The 19,849-nt window shown below is 41.8% G+C and carries 18 protein-coding genes; 12 read left to right on the plus strand and 6 right to left on the minus strand.

All coding sequences use genetic code 11. The annotated features are described in order from the left end of the window. Window positions 1-22: 22 nt before the first annotated feature. From IQ259_RS04845 to IQ259_RS04855, 3 genes are all read right to left on the minus strand, one after another. Window positions 23-646, minus strand: a complete 624-nt coding sequence (locus IQ259_RS04845; protein ID WP_193881656.1) for a J domain-containing protein — start codon at window positions 644-646, stop codon at window positions 23-25. A gap of 182 nt (window positions 647-828) precedes the next feature. Then, window positions 829-1,422, minus strand: coding sequence for an ATP-dependent Clp protease proteolytic subunit (locus tag IQ259_RS04850; RefSeq protein WP_193881659.1), 594 nt, complete (start codon window positions 1,420-1,422; stop codon window positions 829-831). A gap of 111 nt (window positions 1,423-1,533) precedes the next feature. Beyond that, on the minus strand, window positions 1,534-2,196 hold the full coding sequence (locus IQ259_RS04855) for an ATP-dependent Clp protease proteolytic subunit (protein ID WP_193881663.1): 663 nt from the start codon (window positions 2,194-2,196) through the stop codon (window positions 1,534-1,536). A 239-nt stretch (window positions 2,197-2,435) separates the two neighbouring features. Here IQ259_RS04855 and IQ259_RS04860 point away from each other — a divergent pair, with 239 nt between their 5' ends. The 10 genes from IQ259_RS04860 to ureC all read left to right on the plus strand — a co-directional run bounded on the left by IQ259_RS04860 (window position 2,436) and on the right by ureC (window position 12,557). After that, window positions 2,436-3,692 (plus strand): VWA domain-containing protein, encoded by a 1,257-nt coding sequence (locus IQ259_RS04860; RefSeq protein WP_193881666.1) that lies wholly within the window; start codon window positions 2,436-2,438, stop codon window positions 3,690-3,692. After that, entirely contained in the window at window positions 3,689-4,969 is a 1,281-nt protein-coding gene (locus IQ259_RS04865) for a VWA domain-containing protein (protein ID WP_193881669.1), read from the plus strand. The genes IQ259_RS04860 and IQ259_RS04865 overlap by 4 nt, the downstream gene beginning before the upstream one ends. A gap of 156 nt (window positions 4,970-5,125) precedes the next feature. Next, the gene (locus IQ259_RS04870; protein WP_193881672.1) at window positions 5,126-5,641 is read left to right on the plus strand and encodes a hypothetical protein; all 516 of its coding nucleotides are present in this window, start codon (window positions 5,126-5,128) and stop codon (window positions 5,639-5,641) included. 1,101 nt (window positions 5,642-6,742) lie between these two features. Continuing rightward, complete coding sequence (locus IQ259_RS04875) at window positions 6,743-7,771, plus strand: hypothetical protein (RefSeq protein WP_193881675.1); 1,029 nt, start codon at window positions 6,743-6,745, stop codon at window positions 7,769-7,771. A gap of 362 nt (window positions 7,772-8,133) precedes the next feature. Further along, complete coding sequence (locus IQ259_RS04880) at window positions 8,134-8,679, plus strand: PEP-CTERM sorting domain-containing protein (protein ID WP_193881678.1); 546 nt, start codon at window positions 8,134-8,136, stop codon at window positions 8,677-8,679. Between the two features lie 119 nt (window positions 8,680-8,798). Beyond that, window positions 8,799-9,635: an urease accessory protein UreD gene (locus IQ259_RS04885; protein WP_193881681.1), complete on the plus strand. Its 837-nt coding sequence runs from the start codon at window positions 8,799-8,801 to the stop codon at window positions 9,633-9,635. Window positions 9,636-9,666: 31 nt separating this feature from the next. Continuing rightward, on the plus strand, window positions 9,667-9,969 hold the full coding sequence (gene ureA / locus IQ259_RS04890) for an urease subunit gamma (protein WP_193881684.1): 303 nt from the start codon (window positions 9,667-9,669) through the stop codon (window positions 9,967-9,969). Between the two features lie 21 nt (window positions 9,970-9,990). Continuing rightward, entirely contained in the window at window positions 9,991-10,296 is a 306-nt protein-coding gene (locus IQ259_RS04895; RefSeq protein WP_193881704.1) for an urease subunit beta, read from the plus strand. A gap of 8 nt (window positions 10,297-10,304) precedes the next feature. Beyond that, window positions 10,305-10,841 (plus strand): DUF1349 domain-containing protein, encoded by a 537-nt coding sequence (locus IQ259_RS04900; protein WP_193881708.1) that lies wholly within the window; start codon window positions 10,305-10,307, stop codon window positions 10,839-10,841. Between the two features lie 9 nt (window positions 10,842-10,850). Continuing rightward, complete coding sequence (gene ureC, locus IQ259_RS04905; protein ID WP_193881711.1) at window positions 10,851-12,557, plus strand: urease subunit alpha; 1,707 nt, start codon at window positions 10,851-10,853, stop codon at window positions 12,555-12,557. Window positions 12,558-12,752: 195 nt separating this feature from the next. Here ureC and IQ259_RS04910 read toward each other — a convergent pair whose 3' ends face one another. Continuing rightward, on the minus strand, window positions 12,753-13,439 hold the full coding sequence (locus IQ259_RS04910; protein ID WP_193881715.1) for a hypothetical protein: 687 nt from the start codon (window positions 13,437-13,439) through the stop codon (window positions 12,753-12,755). A gap of 599 nt (window positions 13,440-14,038) precedes the next feature. Here IQ259_RS04910 and IQ259_RS04915 point away from each other — a divergent pair. Beyond that, the gene (locus IQ259_RS04915; RefSeq protein ID WP_193881719.1) at window positions 14,039-14,497 is read left to right on the plus strand and encodes a hypothetical protein; all 459 of its coding nucleotides are present in this window, start codon (window positions 14,039-14,041) and stop codon (window positions 14,495-14,497) included. A 13-nt stretch (window positions 14,498-14,510) separates the two neighbouring features. Beyond that, a complete protein-coding gene (locus IQ259_RS04920) occupies window positions 14,511-14,756 on the plus strand; it encodes a hypothetical protein (RefSeq protein ID WP_193881722.1) in 246 nt (81 codons plus the stop codon). On the opposite strand, the gene IQ259_RS04925 is transcribed toward IQ259_RS04920, so the two are convergent. Further along, window positions 14,725-17,859, minus strand: a complete 3,135-nt coding sequence (locus tag IQ259_RS04925) for an efflux RND transporter permease subunit (protein WP_193881724.1) — start codon at window positions 17,857-17,859, stop codon at window positions 14,725-14,727. The two genes, IQ259_RS04920 and IQ259_RS04925, sit on opposite strands and share 32 nt — an antisense overlap. A 126-nt stretch (window positions 17,860-17,985) precedes the next feature. Further along, window positions 17,986-19,569, minus strand: coding sequence for an efflux RND transporter periplasmic adaptor subunit (locus tag IQ259_RS04930; protein WP_193881728.1), 1,584 nt, complete (start codon window positions 19,567-19,569; stop codon window positions 17,986-17,988). Window positions 19,570-19,849 lie beyond the last annotated feature (280 nt).

Here is a 19,849-nt window from a genome sequence, read left to right on the forward strand (position 1 = left end):
TTGGGCAAATCTATTTTAACGGTTAAAAAATCTGTTCTATTTTCTGAAAATCTCGTTGCACTTCATTCCACAAAGCTTTGTTATTGGGGTCAGTTTTTAGGGCTTTTTTCAGGTAAATTCTGGCTTTCAAGACTTGATGTTCGCTAATTAACGCTCTTGCCCAAATTTGATAAGCGATCGCTAACCATTGGCGTACTTCCGCATCTTTGGGTAAACGATCTACTAAAGCTTCGGCGAGGGCGATCGCTTGGGGAAATCTTTTTTCTTTTAAAAATCTTTGTAATTGCTCGTAAGTCTTCCACTTCAGCCGTTGTTCGATTTCCGCAATATTCGCGGGTGGTGTCTGTGGTTTTTCTGTAGTTACTGTGGTTTTTGGTGCTGTTTCTTGGCGCGTCGTCTTTGGTTCCTCGCGTCTAGACGTGAAAAACTGACTTGACGATGGTTCGACTGTTTCTTCTGGCGGTACTACCGTTAAGAGCAGCCTATAAGCTTCTGTCAAGGCAATAAACTTATCTTTAGCTTTTTTGTCATCTGGGTTGATATCGGGATGATATTGCTGCGCCAGTCGTCTGTAAGACGTTTTGATTTCGGCAAAAGAGGCTCCCGGCCTTAAACCCAATAAACGGTAGCAATCTCCTAGATCCATTTCGACATATCAGCTATCTAATATACAGCTATCAGCAGTCTGCTTTTAGCATCAAGTTTTAATGATAAACACTAATTTTCTAATTTATAGTTCAAACTAGACAGTTTTGGGAAAGTATGAAGTATGAAGGCTGAAGTTTGAAAAATAATGTTTCATACTTCACACTTCACACTTCACACTTCTTAGATTCGCTCTTCGATTACGCGGTCAATCAAACCGTATTCTTTAGCTTCTTGGGCAGACATAAAAAAGTCCCGATCCATGTCTTTCTCTATCTTGGCCAAAACTTGACCAGTATTTTGAGCATAAATGTTATTGAGTTGATGGCGAATCCGCAGAATTTCTCTAGCTTCGATTTCGATATCGGTTGCTTGTCCACGGGTTCCACCAGAAGGCTGGTGAATCATAATCCGGGAATGAGGTAAAGCCATCCGTTTGCCTTTAGCGCCAGCAGCCAACAAGAAAGAACCCATTGAAGCGGCTAGACCGACGCAAATAGTCACCACATCAGATTTGATGTGTTGCATCGTATCATAAATCGCCAGACCAGATGTTACCATCCCTCCAGGGGAATTGATATATAAATATATATCTTTACCTGGGTCTTCGGAATCTAGATAGAGCAGGAAGGCAATAATCTCGTTGGCGACTTGATCATTAACGTCTTCACTCAGAAAAATAATTCGTTCCAATGAAAGACGGGTATAAATGTGAACCCATTCTTCCATCTGTCCCCCTGGCAATCGATAGGGAACACTAGGATAACCAATAGGCATAATTTGCTCCGTTAGTAACTAATTGAGATTGAGGGCATAAATTAAGGATGTGGAGTAAAGATTGAAGGATGAAGGATAAAATTTCATACTTCATACTTCATCCTTCATCATTTAAAGGACACTAGCGGGTAGTGGTGGATTAGCGAGTTCTTCTTTTTCAAACACGCGGTCGATTAAACCGTACTCCTTAGCTTGGTAAGGACTCATGTAGAATAAACGATCCATATCTTTGGTGATTCTTTCTGCCGTCTGTCCAGTGGTACGGTTCAAAATCTCAACCATTGATGCTTTGTTTGCCAAAACTTCTTTCGCCCGAATTTGAATATCCGTTGCTTGACCTTGGGCGTAGCTCTTAGGCTGATGCAGGATAATAGTAGAGTTAGGCAAGCTGGCGCGGCAACCTTTAGTACCAGCACTCAACAACATTGCTGCCATACCCATTGCTGAACCGATACAAATGGTATAGATGGATGGCTTAATGTATTTCATTGTGTCATAGATGGCGAAGGCTTCGGTTTCAAAGCCAACGGGTTCGCCACTGTAATTGGAAGTGCCTGTGGAGTTGATATAGATTTTAATAGGCTTTTCTGGGTCATCGGACTGCAAATACAGTAGTTCGGCGATGATCAGTTTTGTGATAGCAGGAACCAGTGGCATTCCCAGATAGACAATTCGCTCCTTTAATAATAAAGACGATATATCTGGTGGCGGTTTCCGGTAAAATCTATCGCCGTAATAGGGGGATTGAGCAGCTTTGATAGGAGAGATGTCCATAGCAACTGATCGCCTGAAATTATGCCGTTAACTGTAATACATCCTAGCGTGATGCCAGCTTTCGTCAGGTGCGGTTTCCTCGCTAATGAGCGAGATAGCTGTCATCTGCTAGAGCTATGCTTCTAAGATATTGTGAATATCTTAATCCATCTGGGCGGGATCAGTTTTCCGTAGCGCTGATCTGGCGATTTGAAGTTATTTATAAATATGTATATATCCTGAATTAGGAATTTTGGGTTATGAAGGTCAATTTGCAGCCTACCCTGAATGATGTAAATGTTGACGCGAATCAAAGCAGTAGTCAACGTCAGTTGTCGGTATCGGTTTCGGCGATCGCGGAGACTCAAGATCGTCATCTCCCGATTAATTTATGCTTAATTCTCGACCATAGTGGTTCGATGAATGGCAGGCCGCTAGAAACTGTGAAAAAAGCAGCTAATTTGTTGGTTGACAGACTCAAGCCTAGCGATCGCCTGAGTGTGGTAGTCTTCGATCACCGGGCGAAGGTTTTGATCCCAAATCAATCTGTGGAAGATCCAGAACAAATCAAAAAGCAAATTAACCGCTTATCTGCTGATGGTGGGACGGCGATTGATGAAGGTTTGCGTCTGGCGATCGAGGAATTAGCCAAAGGCAAGAAGGAAAGAATTTCCCAAGCTTTTTTGTTAACCGATGGCGAAAATGAACACGGGGATAATAACCGCTGCTTCAAATTTGCCCAGTTAGCCGCTGGCTACAACTTGACTTTGAATACTTTAGGGTTTGGTGACAATTGGAACCAAGATGTTTTAGAAAGAATTGCCGATGCAGGTTTGGGTGTATTGTCTTATATTCAAAAACCCGATCAAGCCGTCCATGAGTTTAGTCGATTGTTCACCCGGATTCAAACTGTAGGCTTGACAAATGCTTATTTACTATTCTCCTTGATGCCCAATGTCAGGCTGGCAGAACTTAAACCAATTGCCCAAGTTTACCCAGATACTATCGAACTCCCTGTGCAACCAGAAGCCGATGGGCGCTTTGCTATCCGCTTGGGCGATTTAATGAAAGATGTAGAACGAATAATTTTAGCTAATATTTATTTGGGACAGTTGCCCGAAGGTAAACAGGCGATCGCTAATGTCCAAATTCGCTACGATGACCCCGCCGAAAATCAGACTGGGTTATTTACGCCCAATATCCCGGTCTATGGCAATGTTACCAGGGTTTACCAACCAGATATCAACACCCAGGTACAACAGTCAATTCTGGCTTTAGCTAAATATCGCCAAACCCAACTAGCCGAAGCGAAATTGCAACAAGGCGATCGCATCGGTGCGGCAACAATGTTGCAAACTGCGGCGAAAACTGCTTTGCAAATGGGCGATACAGGTGCAGCCACGGTATTACAAACTTCTGCTACTCAACTCCAATCGGGAGGAGAATTAAGCGAAAGCGATCGCAAGAAAACCCGTATTGTCTCGAAAACTGTGTTGCAAGAAAACCCGCCCCAATGAAAGTTCAATTGCTCTCGTCGCTAAATGATCCAAATATTGATGTGGCTCAAGTCAGCAGTCAACGTCAATTAGCAATTTCGATTTCTGCAATCGCTGATGAGTTTGACCGATGCTTGCCGCTAAATTTATGCTTGATTCTAGATCAAAGCGGTTCCATGCACGGCAAACCCATCCAAATTGTCATCCAAGCCGTAGAGCAATTATTGGATAAATTACAGCCAGGCGATCGCATCTCCATTGTGGCTTTTTCTGGTTCGGCGCAAGTGATTGTTCCCAACCAGGTAATTCAAGATCCCAGCACTATCAAATCACAGTTGCGAAATAAGCTCAGTGCCAGTGGCGGTACAGCCATTGCTGAGGGGTTACAATTGGGAATCACAGAACTGATGCAGGGAGCAAAAGGCACTGTTTCCCAAGCCTTTCTCCTCACAGATGGACATGGTGAAAGCAGTTTGCGGATTTGGAAGTGGGAAATTGGCACAGATGATAATAAGCGTTGTTTAGAACTGGCTCAAAAAGCCGCTAAAATCAATCTGACCATCAACACTTTAGGATTTGGCAGTAACTGGAACCAAGATTTACTAGAGAATATTGCCGATGCTGGCGGTGGGAGTTTGGCTTATATTGAGAGTCCTGAACAAGCGCTAGAAGTATTTAATCGTTTGTTTGGCCGGCTCAAATCAGTAGGGTTAACTAATGCTTACTTGTTATTCTCGTTTTTGCCTAACATCCGACTTGCAGAACTAAAACCCATCGCCCAAGTTTCTCCAGATACCATTGAGTTACCAGTGCAACCAGAAACTCAAGGCGGATTTTCTGTGCGTTTAGGCGATTTGATGCAGGATGTTGAACGGGTAGTTTTGGCGAATATGTATCTGGGCGACTTACCAGAAGGAGAACAGGTGATTGGACATATTCAAATTCGCTACGATGATCCAGCCCTCAACCAACAGACTTTACTCTCCCCGATTGTGCCGATATCTGCAAATATAGTCAGAAAATATCAACCTGAATTAAATCCCCAGGTGCAGCAGTCCATTTTGGCACTAGCTAAATATCGCCAAACTCAGTTAGCCGAGGTGAAATTACAACAAGGCGATCGCATTGGTGCAGCCACAATGTTACAAACTGCCGCTAAAACAGCCTTACAAATCGGAGATACCAATGCAGCCAACATCCTGCAACTATCTGCCACTCGCTTGCAAGCTGGCGAACAACTCTCTCCCGCCGAACTTAAAAAGACTCGAATTGTATCAAAAACAGTTTTACAAAATTAATAATTTGTGCATTGAGCAGCTTATTTGCCAGCTAAATCTTGAATATTGCAAGTTCTATACTTATTTTCAGTAATTACTCATAAAACTTTTGGTGAAATATGAAATATTTATAAAGGAAAGCCAATTGAGCAATTACATAAGGTAAAGGAAGGATTTATGCTAATTAATCAACGTCAGCAGTATCTATTAGGACTTGTACTTGTAAGTACCTTGAGCGCAAACATACAATCTGTAAGCGCTCTGACTGTTGAGCCTGTCAATGCTAATCCACCCGAAGTTACTAGTACAGCCTTCAACCGCGATGGTAAAACTCCATTAATGCTTACCAGTGACTACAACCAAAATTTCCAAAACAAAAATACTAGCAATACTACGGCTAACAAAGGATTAAACCCATTAACAAGCAAACGCAGTGGAACCCTTGTCAGCACTAGCTATAACACTGTTAGTATGCTGCGGGCGATGGAAGATTTACAAAACATCCGCTCCCTCGGAATGAATAATGTCGCTGAACCAATATCAGATGCCTTTACTAGAGAACTGAAGGTGACAACTCGCATAGCTCTCGTGCAAGATAAATCATGTGCTAATCCCGTAGATTTGAAACAACTACCAATTTGCCAAGACAAAAATGTAGGAAAGACAGCAGCCAAGGCTGTTATTCATGAGTAAAATTAGTCGGCGCAGATGACTAAAAATTTCTCTTTTTGACCGATGAATGTAAATAGTTTCATTAAAAAAGCCAACAAATAAACTTCTTGAAAGGCTGCTTGTAAAAGATCATGCAGTGATTAAATGAGGATTTTCAAGACGTTTGAACATCAAACCGCTCATGACTGTGTAAATTATAGATTCGCTCGTTTCTAGGAAAAGTTCAGAATCCTTACATGAGCGACAATATTCATTCTTACTATCCAAATATCAGCCCCAAAATCCCGGACTTGGGTGTGCGTGCAAAGCAGCTAAAATCAACACTATAGGATTTGGTAAGCTGTTGTACCTACAAGTTGCACCATTTAAATTGTGGGCAAAAGCTTCAAACTCTCTCACTGGTTCCACTCAATACCTTTCAGTTAGTGATGTGCAGAGAAATAAAATACCTAGAGCATCGATTCACTAATCAAAAACCTAACCTCCTAGTCCCCTTCCCTAGGCTACCGTGTATACACAGGTAATTTAATCACCCTAAATCTCGTTATGGGGTGTGTTATCGCGTCAGCGTAACGCACCGTAAATCTCTGATGGTGCGTTAAGACTTTAGTCCATAACGCACCCTACCAGATTTAAGCCTATTGTGGATCAGGTTTTTCCGACTTGTGTATACACCGTAACTTCCCTAGGAGGGAGCTAAACTCCCCTCTCCGCGTCGGAGAGGGGTTGGGGGAGAGGTTCTTTCAGCATTATTGAATTGGTGTTTTAGTATCCAGGATAGTGATTTCGACGGCGCTCAACCCACTAGCCTTTGGAGTAGTTTTTATTCACTTACCATAATTTTGTTACAACATACTGCTATATCTCAGCAAAAATTAACATAGCCTTACAAAATCTAAAAAGTTTACTGAGCAAGCTTTTTAGTGCATAATTTTGCTCTAGTTCAGCAAAAGTCATGTTAATTAAATTACTTTTTATTAAAAAATAATTTATAAAAATTTACAGAATAACATAGATCATAAATATGAAAGATAACCTCACTTTATTGCTGGCTTAACCATAAAAATTAAATAATAATAAAGAAAATCTGGTTTAGTTGTTATATAAGGTATAGAACGCTTTATGGTCATTAACAAAAGTCAACGGTATCTAGTAGGACTTGTACTTGCAACTACCTTGAGCGCAAACATACAAGCTGTAAGCGCTCTGACTGTTAAACCTATCGGGGACTTAGAAGGTGGATCTGTTTTGCTAACTACTGCACAGATAATTACATCTACATCTGCACTAGATTCGACTTTCGCGCCTTTAGTCACCCCAGGTGTGCATATTTTCAATGGCATCCAGTATGAACCAAATGCCTCCTTTATGCCGTTGAGTCACGATACTAAATCAACAGCCCTCTTTTCTAACTATGATGGCGGCTTATTCCAGGACACAGATGCAATGTCTGTAGTAACAAAAGAAGTTTTAGCGAGTTTTACTGTGAGTAAAGATAGCAAAACTCCAGTAGCTGCTAATAAAGTTTTCACCAATAGCCAGCAAGGCAAAGACATGATGCCTCTTAGGATTACATATGGGGAAAATACACCCACACCAAAAAGCCAGCCAAACGAAATCCAGCGTTCACGAGAGCAAAATCAACTCTATGTAGCTAACTCTCAAGACATCAAGCGCGGCACCCTTGTCAGCACTAATTACAATACTGTGAGTATGCTACGGACGATGGAAGATTTACAGAACATCGGCTACCTAGGTATGAATGATGTTAACGCTAAACCAATACCAGATGCTTTAACTAGAGAACTAAAGGTGACAACTCACATAGCTCTTGTGCAAGATAAATCGTGTGCTAATCGCGTAGATTTGAAACAACTACCAACTTGCCAAGACAAAAATGTAGGAAAGACAGCAGCTATGCCTGTTGTTCAGGATCAAAATTGGTCGGCGCAGATGACTAAAAATTTCTCTTTCGAGGTTAAGAATAAACTCGACGCTAAAGAGTTCCACATTCTTGAGGCAGATATGAAGAATAATATTATCTCCTACTCTGAAGACTTTAAGGCTAAAAATGTAGAAAAAAATCGCACTCAGTTACTGCAAGTGTGGCAAATGAGTGTAAATAGTTCCGCTACAAACGCGAGTAAATAAGCTTCTTGAAGTTAATATTAAGCTCCTATTTGATTTGTGAGAATTTTCGTAGCCATTAGTCCTTGGTTATTCTCATAAATTATTTAGGAATGCTTTAGAGCAATAATGTAGCCAATTTTCTACAAAATATGAAATTTAAGTATTATTTTTACCTCAAATTAAACTTGGCTTAAACCCACAAGAGAAAAATAAACTAACTCTAAGTATTTGCCAACTGACTTACTTGTCTTACGACATCGTAGTAGCTTGTATTTTTCATAGTTACTATCGGTCAAAAATTTCCATTTTGAAATTTAAATTGCATTGTTTTTGAACTTTGCAGTAGGCACGACTTATAGAAGTTTATCGAGAGGAGAAATAAGATGAAGTTGGTTACACAATTATTGCTGGCTACTGCTAGTTTAACGATAGGTCTAGCTACCTTAGATGGAAAAAATGCCTCTGCCGCTATTATTAATTATGCTTTTATAGTTGATAGTCCGACAAACAGAGGACAGGGCTTTTTTAGCTTTGATGATACCACTTTTAGTGATGATAATATTCCAGTAGCAATAGTTAAATCACTTTCTTTTAAATTCGATGGTGAACCAAATATTGTGTACACGGAGCAAGATGATCTCAATTTTCCAGATTTCCCTGTTGTATTTTTAACCACTTTCTTAACAGGAGAGCCATTTGTAGGATTAGATTATGTGTTTGATGATAGAGTCAGTGATTTAAGTTACGAAATCCTGGGTGAGGATTTTACAATTTTTTCAAGTACTGCTGCCAATACTGAAATCAGCGTTGGGACAGTTTCTTATACCAGAGTACCTGAGCCTACCACCTTAGCTGCTAGTTTTGTTACTTGTGGTGTTGGCTGTTTCATGAAAAGAAAGGGGAAATTGAGTAAAAAATTTAAAGTTTAATCTTGAAGTGCAGAGCAGATAATATAGTTGGGTATTATCCAATTAAAAATAAAAACTAATTATTAGATAATTAAGGATGAAGTATGAACTAGTTCTACTTCATTTCTTATTGATTAACAATGATTTCTAACCAACAAACAGCAGCTTGGCATGGCAAACTTAACTTAGTCTATGCCGATCGCCAAAATTTTACCCAACTAATTTACAATCACCATCAAGCACCGCTAAAAGTACAACGTCCGTTTTATCCAGAAGGGGATCAAGTTTGTCATAGCGTCATTTTACATACAGCTGGCGGTATTGTGGGAGGCGATCGCTTATCTGCCAATATCCACCTCCAACGTCACACCCAAGCTTTAATTACTACAGCCGCAGCCAGTAAGGTATATCGCAGCAATGGCTTGCAAGCTAGACAAGCCATAGATATACAAATTGATGTTGGTGCTTGTTTAGAATGGCTACCCCAAGAGACAATTTTGTTTAACGGCGCAGATTATCGCCAAGATTTACGGGTAGAATTAGCAATTGGAGCCAATTTTTTAGGCTGGGAAATTACTCGCTTTGGTCGTAGTGCCAGAGGAGAAAAATTTTACCTTGGAGAATGGCGATCGCATACTGAAATTTGGCAACAAGGTGTACCCTTGTGGATAGATCGCCAGTATTTACCAGGTAACACAGAAATTTTTCACAGTCCGCATGGTTTGTTTGGACAACCAATCGTAGGCAGTTTAGTCTGGATTGGGAATCCAGTATCAGCAGAAATTGTGGAAAAAGCAAGACATTTGTGGCATGGTGCAGGACATGCAGGTGTTACGCTGCTAGAACATGGACTTTTGTGTAGATATCGCGGTGCTTCCACATCGGAAGTGAGAAACTGGTTTACGGCTGTTTGGCAGATACTGCGAGTTTCTTTTTTAAGTCGTGGTATCTGTTTACCAAGAGTTTGGCAGATTTAAACGAACCGCAAAGGACGCAAAGGACGCGAAGATGCAACTTACGCCGCAGGAAAAAGACAAACTACTTATTTTTACTGCTGCTTTATTAGCGGAAAGACGCAAAGAAAGAGGGTTGAAATTAAATTATCCCGAAGCAGTAGCTTTTATTTCTGCGGCTATTTTAGAAGGTGCGAGAGATGGGCGCACTGTTGCAGAATTGATGAGTTATGGCACAACTTTATTAACAGGAGATGATGTGATGGCAGGAGTCTCGGAAATGGTGCATGAAGTACAGGTGGAAGCAACTTTTCCTGATGGAACAAAGTTGGTGACAGTACATAATCCAATTCGTTAATTTTTAATTTTTATAAATATTATGATTCCAGGGGAAATTATTACAGCGGCAGGTGAAATCGAACTAAATGTTGGTCGTCCTACTGTGAAATTACAAGTTTCTAATACAGGCGATCGCCCAATCCAAGTTGGTTCTCATTTTCATTTTTATGAAGTCAATTCTGCCCTAAATTTAAACAGAGAACAGGCAAAAGGAATGCGTCTTGATATCCCATCTGGGACAGCAGTTCGCTTTGAACCAGGAGATGAAAAGGAGGTCATATTAGTTCCTTTAGTTGGGAGTCGTCAAGTTTATGGGTTCAACGGCAAAATCAATGGTTCACTTTAACTATGGAAATGGAATGGTATAATAAACCGTCTGTTTGGGAAGTAAAAGATGATGCGATCGCAGTAACTTCCAACGGTAAAACAGATTTTTGGCGGGAAACTCATTACGGTTTCATTAAAGATAATGGTCACTTTTTTTATCAACAAATTAGCGGTGATTTTATTGTTGAAGTGAAAGTAAATGGCGATTATCAGGATTTATATGATCAAGCTGGATTGATGGTGCGCTTAGATGAGTTTAATTGGTTGAAATGCGGCATTGAATTTGTCAATGGTGTGCAGCAAGTTAGTGCTGTAGTCACACGCAATTACTCAGATTGGTCTGTTGTACCAATGCCACATAACCCATCTGCAATTTGGGTGCGTGTAACTCGACGTAATACAACTGTAGAAGTGGAATATTCCTTGAATGGGACTGAGTATACAATGCTGAGGTTAGCATATCTCAGTCCTGTGGAAACTGTAAGTGTAGGCGTGATGTGTGCTTCACCAGAAGGGAAAGGCTTTCCCATAAAGTTTGAAAAATTTCAAATTCGCAGTTTGTGAGGAGTAGTTATGAGTTATCGCATGGATCGCCGCGCCTACGCAGAAACCTATGGCCCCACAGTAGGCGATCGCATCCGTCTTGCTGATACAGAATTATTTATAGAAGTAGAACAGGACTTTACTACTTACGGTGATGAAGTCAAATTTGGCGGTGGGAAAGTTATCCGCGATGGGATGGGACAATCCCCTATTTCTAACGCCGATGGTGCAGTAGATTTAGTTATTACCAATGCTTTGATTCTCGATTGGTGGGGAGTTGTCAAAGCAGATATCGGCATTAAAGATGGCAAGATATTTAAAATTGGTAAAGCGGGTAATCCTTATATTCAAGACAACGTAGACATTATTATTGGCCCTGGAACTGAAGCTTTAGCTGGGGAAGGGATGATTCTCACCGCTGGCGGGATTGATAGCCACATTCATTTTATCTGTCCCCAACAAATTGAAGTTGCGATCGCCTCTGGTATTACTACCATGATTGGCGGCGGTACTGGCCCAGCTACAGGAACCAACGCCACCACCTGTACCCCTGGAACTTGGAACATTTACCGGATGTTGCAAGCGGCTGATGCTTTTCCTGTCAACTTGGGATTTTTGGGTAAAGGTAATGCCAGTCAACCCCAAGCACTTGTAGAACAAGTACAAGCTGGTGCAATGGGTTTAAAACTCCATGAAGATTGGGGAACTACCCCCACCGCCATTGATACCTGTCTGAGTGTGGCTGATGAATATGATGTACAGGTAGCCATCCACACAGATACCCTCAACGAAGCTGGGTTTGTAGAAGATACCATCGCCGCCTTCAAAAATCGCGCTATTCACACATATCACACCGAAGGCGCTGGTGGTGGACACGCACCAGACATCATCAAAGTCTGCGGACAAGCCAATGTTTTGCCATCTTCCACTAACCCTACCCGGCCTTACACCCTCAACACTTTAGATGAACACCTAGATATGTTGATGGTATGTCATCACCTCGACCCAAGCATAGCCGAAGATGTGGCCTTTGCTGAGTCTCGCATTCGTAGAGAAACCATCGCCGCTGAAGATATTCTCCACGACTTAGGCGCGTTTAGTATGATTGCTTCTGATTCTCAAGCGATGGGAAGAGTCGGTGAGGTAATAATTCGTACTTGGCAAACAGCCCACAAAATGAAGGTACAACGGGGAAGTCTTGCCGGAGATAGTCAAGCAGATAATTTTCGCGCTAAAAGATATGTTGCGAAGTATACTATTAATCCGGCAATTACGCATGGTATTGCTCAGTATGTAGGTTCAGTGGAAGCAGGAAAACTTGCAGACTTATGTTTGTGGCGACCAGCGTTTTTTGGTGTCAAACCAGAGATAGTAATTAAAGGTGGGATGATTGCATGGGCGCAAATGGGTGATGCTAATGCTAGTATTCCCACACCGCAACCAGTACACATGCAACCGATGTTTGGCAGTTTCGCTGGTGCGCGTCACGCTACATCTTTAACCTTTGTTTCGCAAGCGGCTTTAGAAAGAGACATTCCGAGTCATTTGGGATTACAAAAACCAGCTGTTGCTGTTGCTGGAACACGCCAATTAAGTAAACGCGATTTGAAGCTAAATGACACGTTACCCCAGATGGAAGTAGATCCCGAAACTTATGAAGTTAGAGCAGATGGAGAATTACTAACTTGTGAACCTGCAACAGTTTTACCAATGGCGCAGCGTTACTTTTTGTTTTGATATCAAACATTATAAGAGAGAATGCGATCGCACCCTCTCTTATAAATTATTAATTCCACTAGCTTTTAACTACCTGTCATATCATGTTCATCTAATTACCCATCATCATAACTTCGTTGCGATCGTCAGTTTTCACGATGAATGTTCAACTAGATGCCATATCACAGAAGTTTTTTACAACCCGATCTTATGCTGTTAATTGGAGGGAGATACAGAGCCTGGTTGGATCATATTGTCAGGTGTACCGCTGGAATCTGGTGCAGTTGTGCCACCTGGTGCTGGTGTAATTTGGTTAGGAACCGTGGAATCAGGGGTAGTTGTACTGCCAGGAGTGATAGAATCTGGTGCTGGTGTAATTTGGTTGGGAATTGTGGAATCAGGCACAGTTGTACCACCAGGAGTGATTAAACCTGGTGTAGTTGTATCACCTGGTGCTGGCGTAATTTGGTTGGGAATCGTGGAATCAGGCGCAGTTGTACCATCAGGAGTAATGGAATCTGGTGCGTTTATGCTACCTGGTGCTGGAGTTGTATTGGTAGGATTGGTAGAGTCAGGCGCAGTTATGTTATCGGGAGTACTAGGATCAGTTGGTACTGTTGTACTGTCAGGTGTAGTAGTTTCAGAAGGTTGTGTTTCTGGTACTGTGGTAGTACCAGAAGAACTTGGGGTTAGTGGTTGACCGTTGGGACAACGAGAATTTAGAGGGAAACGCTCACACAGAATTTTTAACCCTTCTGGTGACAGCTGAATTTCCGTTGATGAACTAGTGGATGTGTCACTAGATTGAGCAATTTGGGATTTACTGGATTGAGCAACTGCAACATTAGCAGTGAGAGCCAAAGTCAAAGCTGTACCAATCAATGACAGAGATTTTCCCTTCATTATGAAATTAACCTCAACGGAAACGGAACACTCGCCCCATTAAACCAAACAATTAAATTTAGAAAATCTTCCTAAAAGATGATGTTTATTTGTGCTGTGAAGTTTAGTCATACATGCTAAAACATCTTATTCTCAATATTTTCCCTTAAGGAAATTAGTTTTATAAAATACAAAAAACTAGCGACAAAATCTAGTTGTGCAACAAACAATCTTAGATAAAATCAGACATACAGAGTAAGGAACAGAAATCTATCAATGTAACTTAAATAACTCAGCTAATCAAATAAACCTGCTGTCTAGATATTGTCTAGAAAATTATTTATCTGTGCTGGAAGATTTGAGCGAGGCGCTGTTAGATTTTACCTAATTGTATCAATTTCTGCTGTGGCTGATGAATCAATACGGTTCAGTGAAGAAGAAAAGTAGGTTGGGTAGAGCGATCGCAAAACCCAATAAAAGCCTACATATGTTGAGTTTCATTCTTCAACCCAACCTACACTAGGTCTAATTTTTGACCATTTGCGATCGCTTCAAAATCCGAAAAGTTGTACAGTAAGCTTGTATATCACTTTGTTACTACTCAATTTAAGTACAAGCTTATGGTGGAACCCTTAACAGCAGCAGTGATTGTCTCTCTATTTTTCTCGGAAGCAATCAAAGAAAGTGGTAAAGCTTTAGGTAAAGGTGCGGCTGATACATTTCCAAAACTAGTAGACACCATTCGCGCAAAGTTTCAAGCAGAGGGAACAGAAGGGTTACTCAAACGAGCCGAAAATGATCCCACAGAAAAGAATAAAGAAAAGCTACAAGATGAACTGCAAACCCAGATGGATGCAGATGCAGAATTTGCGAATAAATTAAAAGTACTAGTTGAACAGCTAAAGTCACAAGATGCAACTATCCGTCAAGTAGTTTTGAGTTCGATTGAACTAACTGGCGATGTAACTGCAAAAGATATCAGTCAAAAAGCCTTGCGCGAGGGTTCTGTTGAGCAGGAAATGCTTAAAGATGTGAAGGCGGCAAATATTGATGTCGGTAATTTAAACCAAGAAGCTTAAAGTAATTCGTAGGTTGGGTGGAGCGATAGCGAAACCCAACAAAAGCCTCGGTAATGCGATCGCTGACATTATTAATGTTACGGCTTACATTGTGAATGCGATCGCTGACATTATTAATGTTACAGCTTACATTGTGAATGCGATCGCTGACATTATCGATTTAATTATTCGTTGCCGTAACACATCCTACTCAACTCTCAAAGTCCCCCTTTTTAAGGGGCTATTCTTTAAAGCATTGTTTCTTCTTGATGGGGCTTAATCAACGTTTCTGCCAGAGACTTAATCACGATGTACAAAATGGGTACTACAAACAAACTCAAAAATGTTGCAATTAACATCCCACCAAATACAGCTGTCCCCAAAGATTGACGACTTCCCGCACCCGCACCTGTAGCCACAGCTAGGGGAAAAATCCCCAAAAGGGTAGAAAAAGCAGTCATCAAAATTGGGCGTAACCGTTCTTGAGAAGCTTCAACAGCGGCTTTAGTAATTGACAGTCCTTGTTCTCGCAATTGGTTGGCAAATTCCACAATCAAAATCGCATTTTTACTTGCCAAACCAATCAACATAACCAGACCAATTTGACAATAAACATCGTTAGGAAAACCCCGCATTGATTGTGCTAACAGTGCGCCAAAAATTGCTAAAGGCACTGACAGCATGATAATTATTGGGTCGATGTAATTTTCATACTGAGCAGCTAACACCAAGAACACAAAAGTCAGTCCTAAACCAAAGATGATTGGCGCTAAACCACCAGATTCTAGTTCTTCTAGCGCTGTTCCTGACCATTCGTAGCCATAACTCGCTGGTAAAACTTGTTCAGCTACCTGCTCCATTTTTGTAATAGCATCTCCAGAACTAAAGCCTGGTGCAGCGGCTCCATTGATTTCTATTGAGCGAAAGAGATTATAGTGGTTAATTGTTTGCGCTCCTGTGGTAGGAGTAATTTTCACCAGGTTACTCAAAGGAATCATTTCATTTTTGCGAGATCGAACGTATAATTGCCCGATATCTTTGGGGTTAGAACGAAACTGTTCATCTGCTTGGACATACACCCGATAGTTACGCTGCTGGAGATTGAAATCATTCACATATTGTGAGCCTAAAGCAGTTTGTAGGGTATTGAAGATATCATCTACAGAAACTTGCAGTGCATTGGTTTTGTTGCGGTCTACCTCTACCAGTAACTGGGGTGTGTTGGCTGCAAAAGTGGTGAATACGGCTTGTAATCCTGGTGTTTGATTGGCACGACCTAGCAATTGACCCATTGACTGCACTAGGTTTTCTAAGCCACTATTACCTCTGCGGTCTTGGAGTTGAAAAGTAAAACCACCAAAGTTACCTAACCCCTGAATCGCCGGAGGATTCACGGCAAAGATTCTTGCTTCTGGGATACCAAATAATTTACCCTGCAATTTGCCGATGAGTGCTTGTACTGACTGATCTGGTCTTCCACGTTCTCTCCAAGGCTTTAATGTAGTAAATATAATACCACTGTTAGCAGTACTACCACTGAAACCGAAGCCGCCGACAGCGAAAGTTCCCAGGACTTCGGGAATTTGCAGAATTTCTGTTTCGACTTTGGACATCACATCGCTAGTGTATTGCAGCGAAACCCCTTGTGGCCCTTGAATAATTGTGATGAAATAGCCTTGGTCTTCATCAGGTAAGAAGGCTGTAGGTACGCTCGCATACAACCAAACAGTCATTCCCAAAGACACGATAAACAGACCAATAATTATACTTTTGATGCGTGTAAGGAAAATTAGCGATCGCCGATACTCGCGTGTTACCCAATCCAAAAATCTGTTAATCTGGTCAAAAATCCCACCAAGCCAACCCGTGGGTTTGTCGCCTTGACGCAGTAGCAAAGCACACAAAGAAGGTGTGAGAGTCAGAGCTAAAAAAGTAGAAATGACAATAGAGAAGGCGATCGTTAAGGCAAATTGCCGATACAATGCACCTGTGGTTCCAGGAAAAAACGCCACTGGTACAAACACTGCCATCAACACCAGCGAAGTAGCGATAACTGCACCAAATAGTTCCGCCATTGATTCACTAGCAGCACGACGGGGGCTTACCCCTTTATCTTGAATAAAACGGCTGATTTGCTCAACTACAACGATCGCATCATCTACCACCATCCCTGATGCGAGAGTCAAACCAAACAAGGTCAAACTATTAATCGAAAAGTTAAAAACTTTGACGAAGGCAAATGTCCCCACCAAAGCTAGAGGAATCGTTAGTGCAGGAATCAGGGTGGTTCGCCAATCTTGCAAGAATAAGAAAATTACAATTACAACCAGCACTACGGCTGCAAAAAGAGTCTTGATCACTTCTGATAAAGACTCTTCTACAAACATGGTAGTGTCAAAAGCTACCTGATATTTCATTCCAGGCGGAAAACTCGGAGCTAGTTCCGCCAATGCTGCTTTTACTCCCTTAGCTACATCTAAGGCATTACTACCAGGAACCTGATAGATACCCAAACCCACAGCATCCTTAGCCCGAAATCGCAGAAATGTGTTGTAATTCTCTGCACCTAATTCGGCTCGACCGACATCTTTGAGCTTGACTAAAGTGCCATCATCTTCTGATTTAATGACAATTTCTTCAAATTCCGCTGGTTCTGTAAGTCGGCTGGCAGCACGCACATCAATTTGATACTGTTGCCCTTCAGGAGCAGGTTCTTGTCCAATTCTCCCCGCACCAACTTGCAAGTTTTGTTGCGCCAAGGCTGTAGTAACATCTGCTGTTGTTAATCCCCGTGTAGCTAACCGATTCGGATCTAACCACAGGCGCATGGCATAGCGGCGTTCGCCAAAAATTCTGACATCACCTACGCCTTTGACTCTTTTTAAGGCATCTGCTACGTAAAGGTCAGCATAGTTGCTCAAGAATGTGTTGTCATACTCTTTATTGTCGGTGTATAAACCAATTCCTAAGAGAATATTGTTAGATTGTTTGCTTACCCTAACTCCTGTACGCTGCACTACATCTGGTAATTGTGCCTGGGCAATGGAAACCCGGTTCTGCACATCAACGGCAGCTATATCTTTATCTCGTGAAGCATCAAAAGTAACTGTAATAGTACTTGTGCCATCGTTACTGCTGCTGGAGGTCATATATTTTAGACCTTCAACACCGTTAATTTGCCTTTCTAAGATATTAGTTATGCCGCTTTCTACTACTTCGGCATTGGCTCCGCTGTAGTTGGCTGTAACGTTGATTTGCGTAGGACTAATATCGGGAAACCGGGCGATGGGTAATGTGGGAATACTAATTAATCCCACGAGCAGGATAACGATCGCACAGACTGTAGAAAAGACTGGTCGCTTGATGAAGAAATCAACAAACATAATTATGAAATATGAAGTATGAGGTATGAAGTAGGTAATTTTGTCCTTCATCCTTCATGGTTTTTTAGGAAGTGGCGAGTGTGAAGGATGAAGTATAAAGGGTGAAATTTCAGACTTCAGACTTTTCTATGGCATGGGGGTTATGGGAGCACCGTTGGTGAGGTTGAGAATACCAGAAACCACGATTTTTTCTCCTGTTTTTAGTCCTTGCAACACTTGGTAATTACTACCCTCAATGGCTCCTAACTTCACTGGTTTTTGTATAGCTACTAAAGATGGCGCTCCTGGTTTGGGATTTTCTGGTGCTTGGGCTACAAATACAAATGTCTCTCCACCCAAGCGCGACACAGCTGTGACTGGAATTAAAATTCCGGGGCGTTCGTTCCAAATGATTTTAGTTTGGACTAACTGGCGATTGAGTAGTCGTCCGTTGCTATCACTAAAAGTAGCTTTAGCAAAAAATGTTTGAAGATTAACAGCATTTGGAGAAATGAAACTGATCTTACCTGTAGCTGTGGGTTGACCTTGAGTATCTAGTATTTGGACAGGTAAGCCAACACGCAATCGCTTGCTTTCATCGGGTTCATCGAGTCGCACACGGATGTTTAATTCCAAGGAGTCATTTTTGGTCAGAGTGGCGAGTTGATCGCCTTTACTTACGAAATCTCCGACTCTCACAGGTATAGCTAATGCCCCAACAATACCTGCGAAGGGCGCTCGGACGTTGGTGTATTGCAGTTGGACTTCCGCGGCTCGTACTTGAGCCGCTGCTTGAGAAACTTGCGATCGCGCCTGGGCAATTTCTTCCTGGCGTGGGCCGTTTTCTAATCGTCTTAAGTTTTGTCTTTGTTGTTCAACCGCAGCTTGTAACTCGCTAATATCAGAATTTCTGCCTTTGCTGAGTTGCTCAAGCCGTCTCTGCGCCACAACTAATGATGCTGATGCGCTACGCTCTTCTTTCACATATCCTGCCATCAAGTCTTCCGAAATTGCCCCTTGTTTTTGTAATTTTCCGTAGCGCTCTGCTCGTGACTTGGCTAGTGCTAAATCAGATTTGGCGGCATCAATTTGGGCTTCGGCTTGCGCCATTTCTTCTGGTCTAGCGCCTGTTTGAGCATCTCGCAAACGAGCTTCGGCTTGGGCTAACTGCGCTCTGGCTTGGGCAATTTCTTCAGAGCGTGTACCTGCTTTGAGTTCTGCTAAACGCGCTCTGGCTTGTTCTAATGAGGCTTTAGCTTGCTGTAACTGAGCTTGAGCATCATCGCTTTGCAGACGAATTACTACTTGTCCTTGGGAGATGCGATCGCCTTCTTTAAATAAAATTTCAGTAATTCGTCCATCAATCTCTGGCTTAAGTGTCGCTGAACGGGGCGCATCTAACGTGCCATTAAACTGAGAACTGTCCTGGATAGTTGCATTCTCAACAGTGGCTAATTTGACGGGGATTCCCATCGGTTTACCAGCCGCTGCTCCAGCCCCAGGGGGTGCATTACTGGCTTGGCTAGTTTGCCACCATCTCCAACCCACGCCAACACCCGCAATTAACAGAACAACGCCTAAAATCACAGGCCAAGTTCGCTTTTTATTGAGTATTGATATAGGTTTTGGCTCTAGTGAAGAATCTGTTTGTTGAGCCTGATTAAAATCGGTAGTAACAGGCTTTTCTATTTCAACCGGAACCTGTGAATCAGGAAACTCAGATTGGGTCATTTTTGTTTTCTCGTTAATAAACTTAAACTTTGGCAACTTGGCTTGAAAATAAGGGTGTTTGGGCTGGAGACTAGAAAATATAGCTTTATTATTGATATTCATGCAAGTACTTGCTTGCATTATATATGGATGAATCAAAAAAGTGTATAAACTAAGTTAGACAGTAGTGATCGCTCAAAATTGACTGGTTTTGACTGAGGTAGAGAGGACGCAAAGAAACAGTGTTGCGGAGAAAAGTACCTTGCGCGGATTTCCAATTTACCTTTAATCCTGATGGAAC

Origin of the sequence: Fortiea sp. LEGE XX443, from assembly GCF_015206815.1 — a bacterium.
Classification (GTDB): domain Bacteria; phylum Cyanobacteriota; class Cyanobacteriia; order Cyanobacteriales; family Nostocaceae; genus Nostoc_B.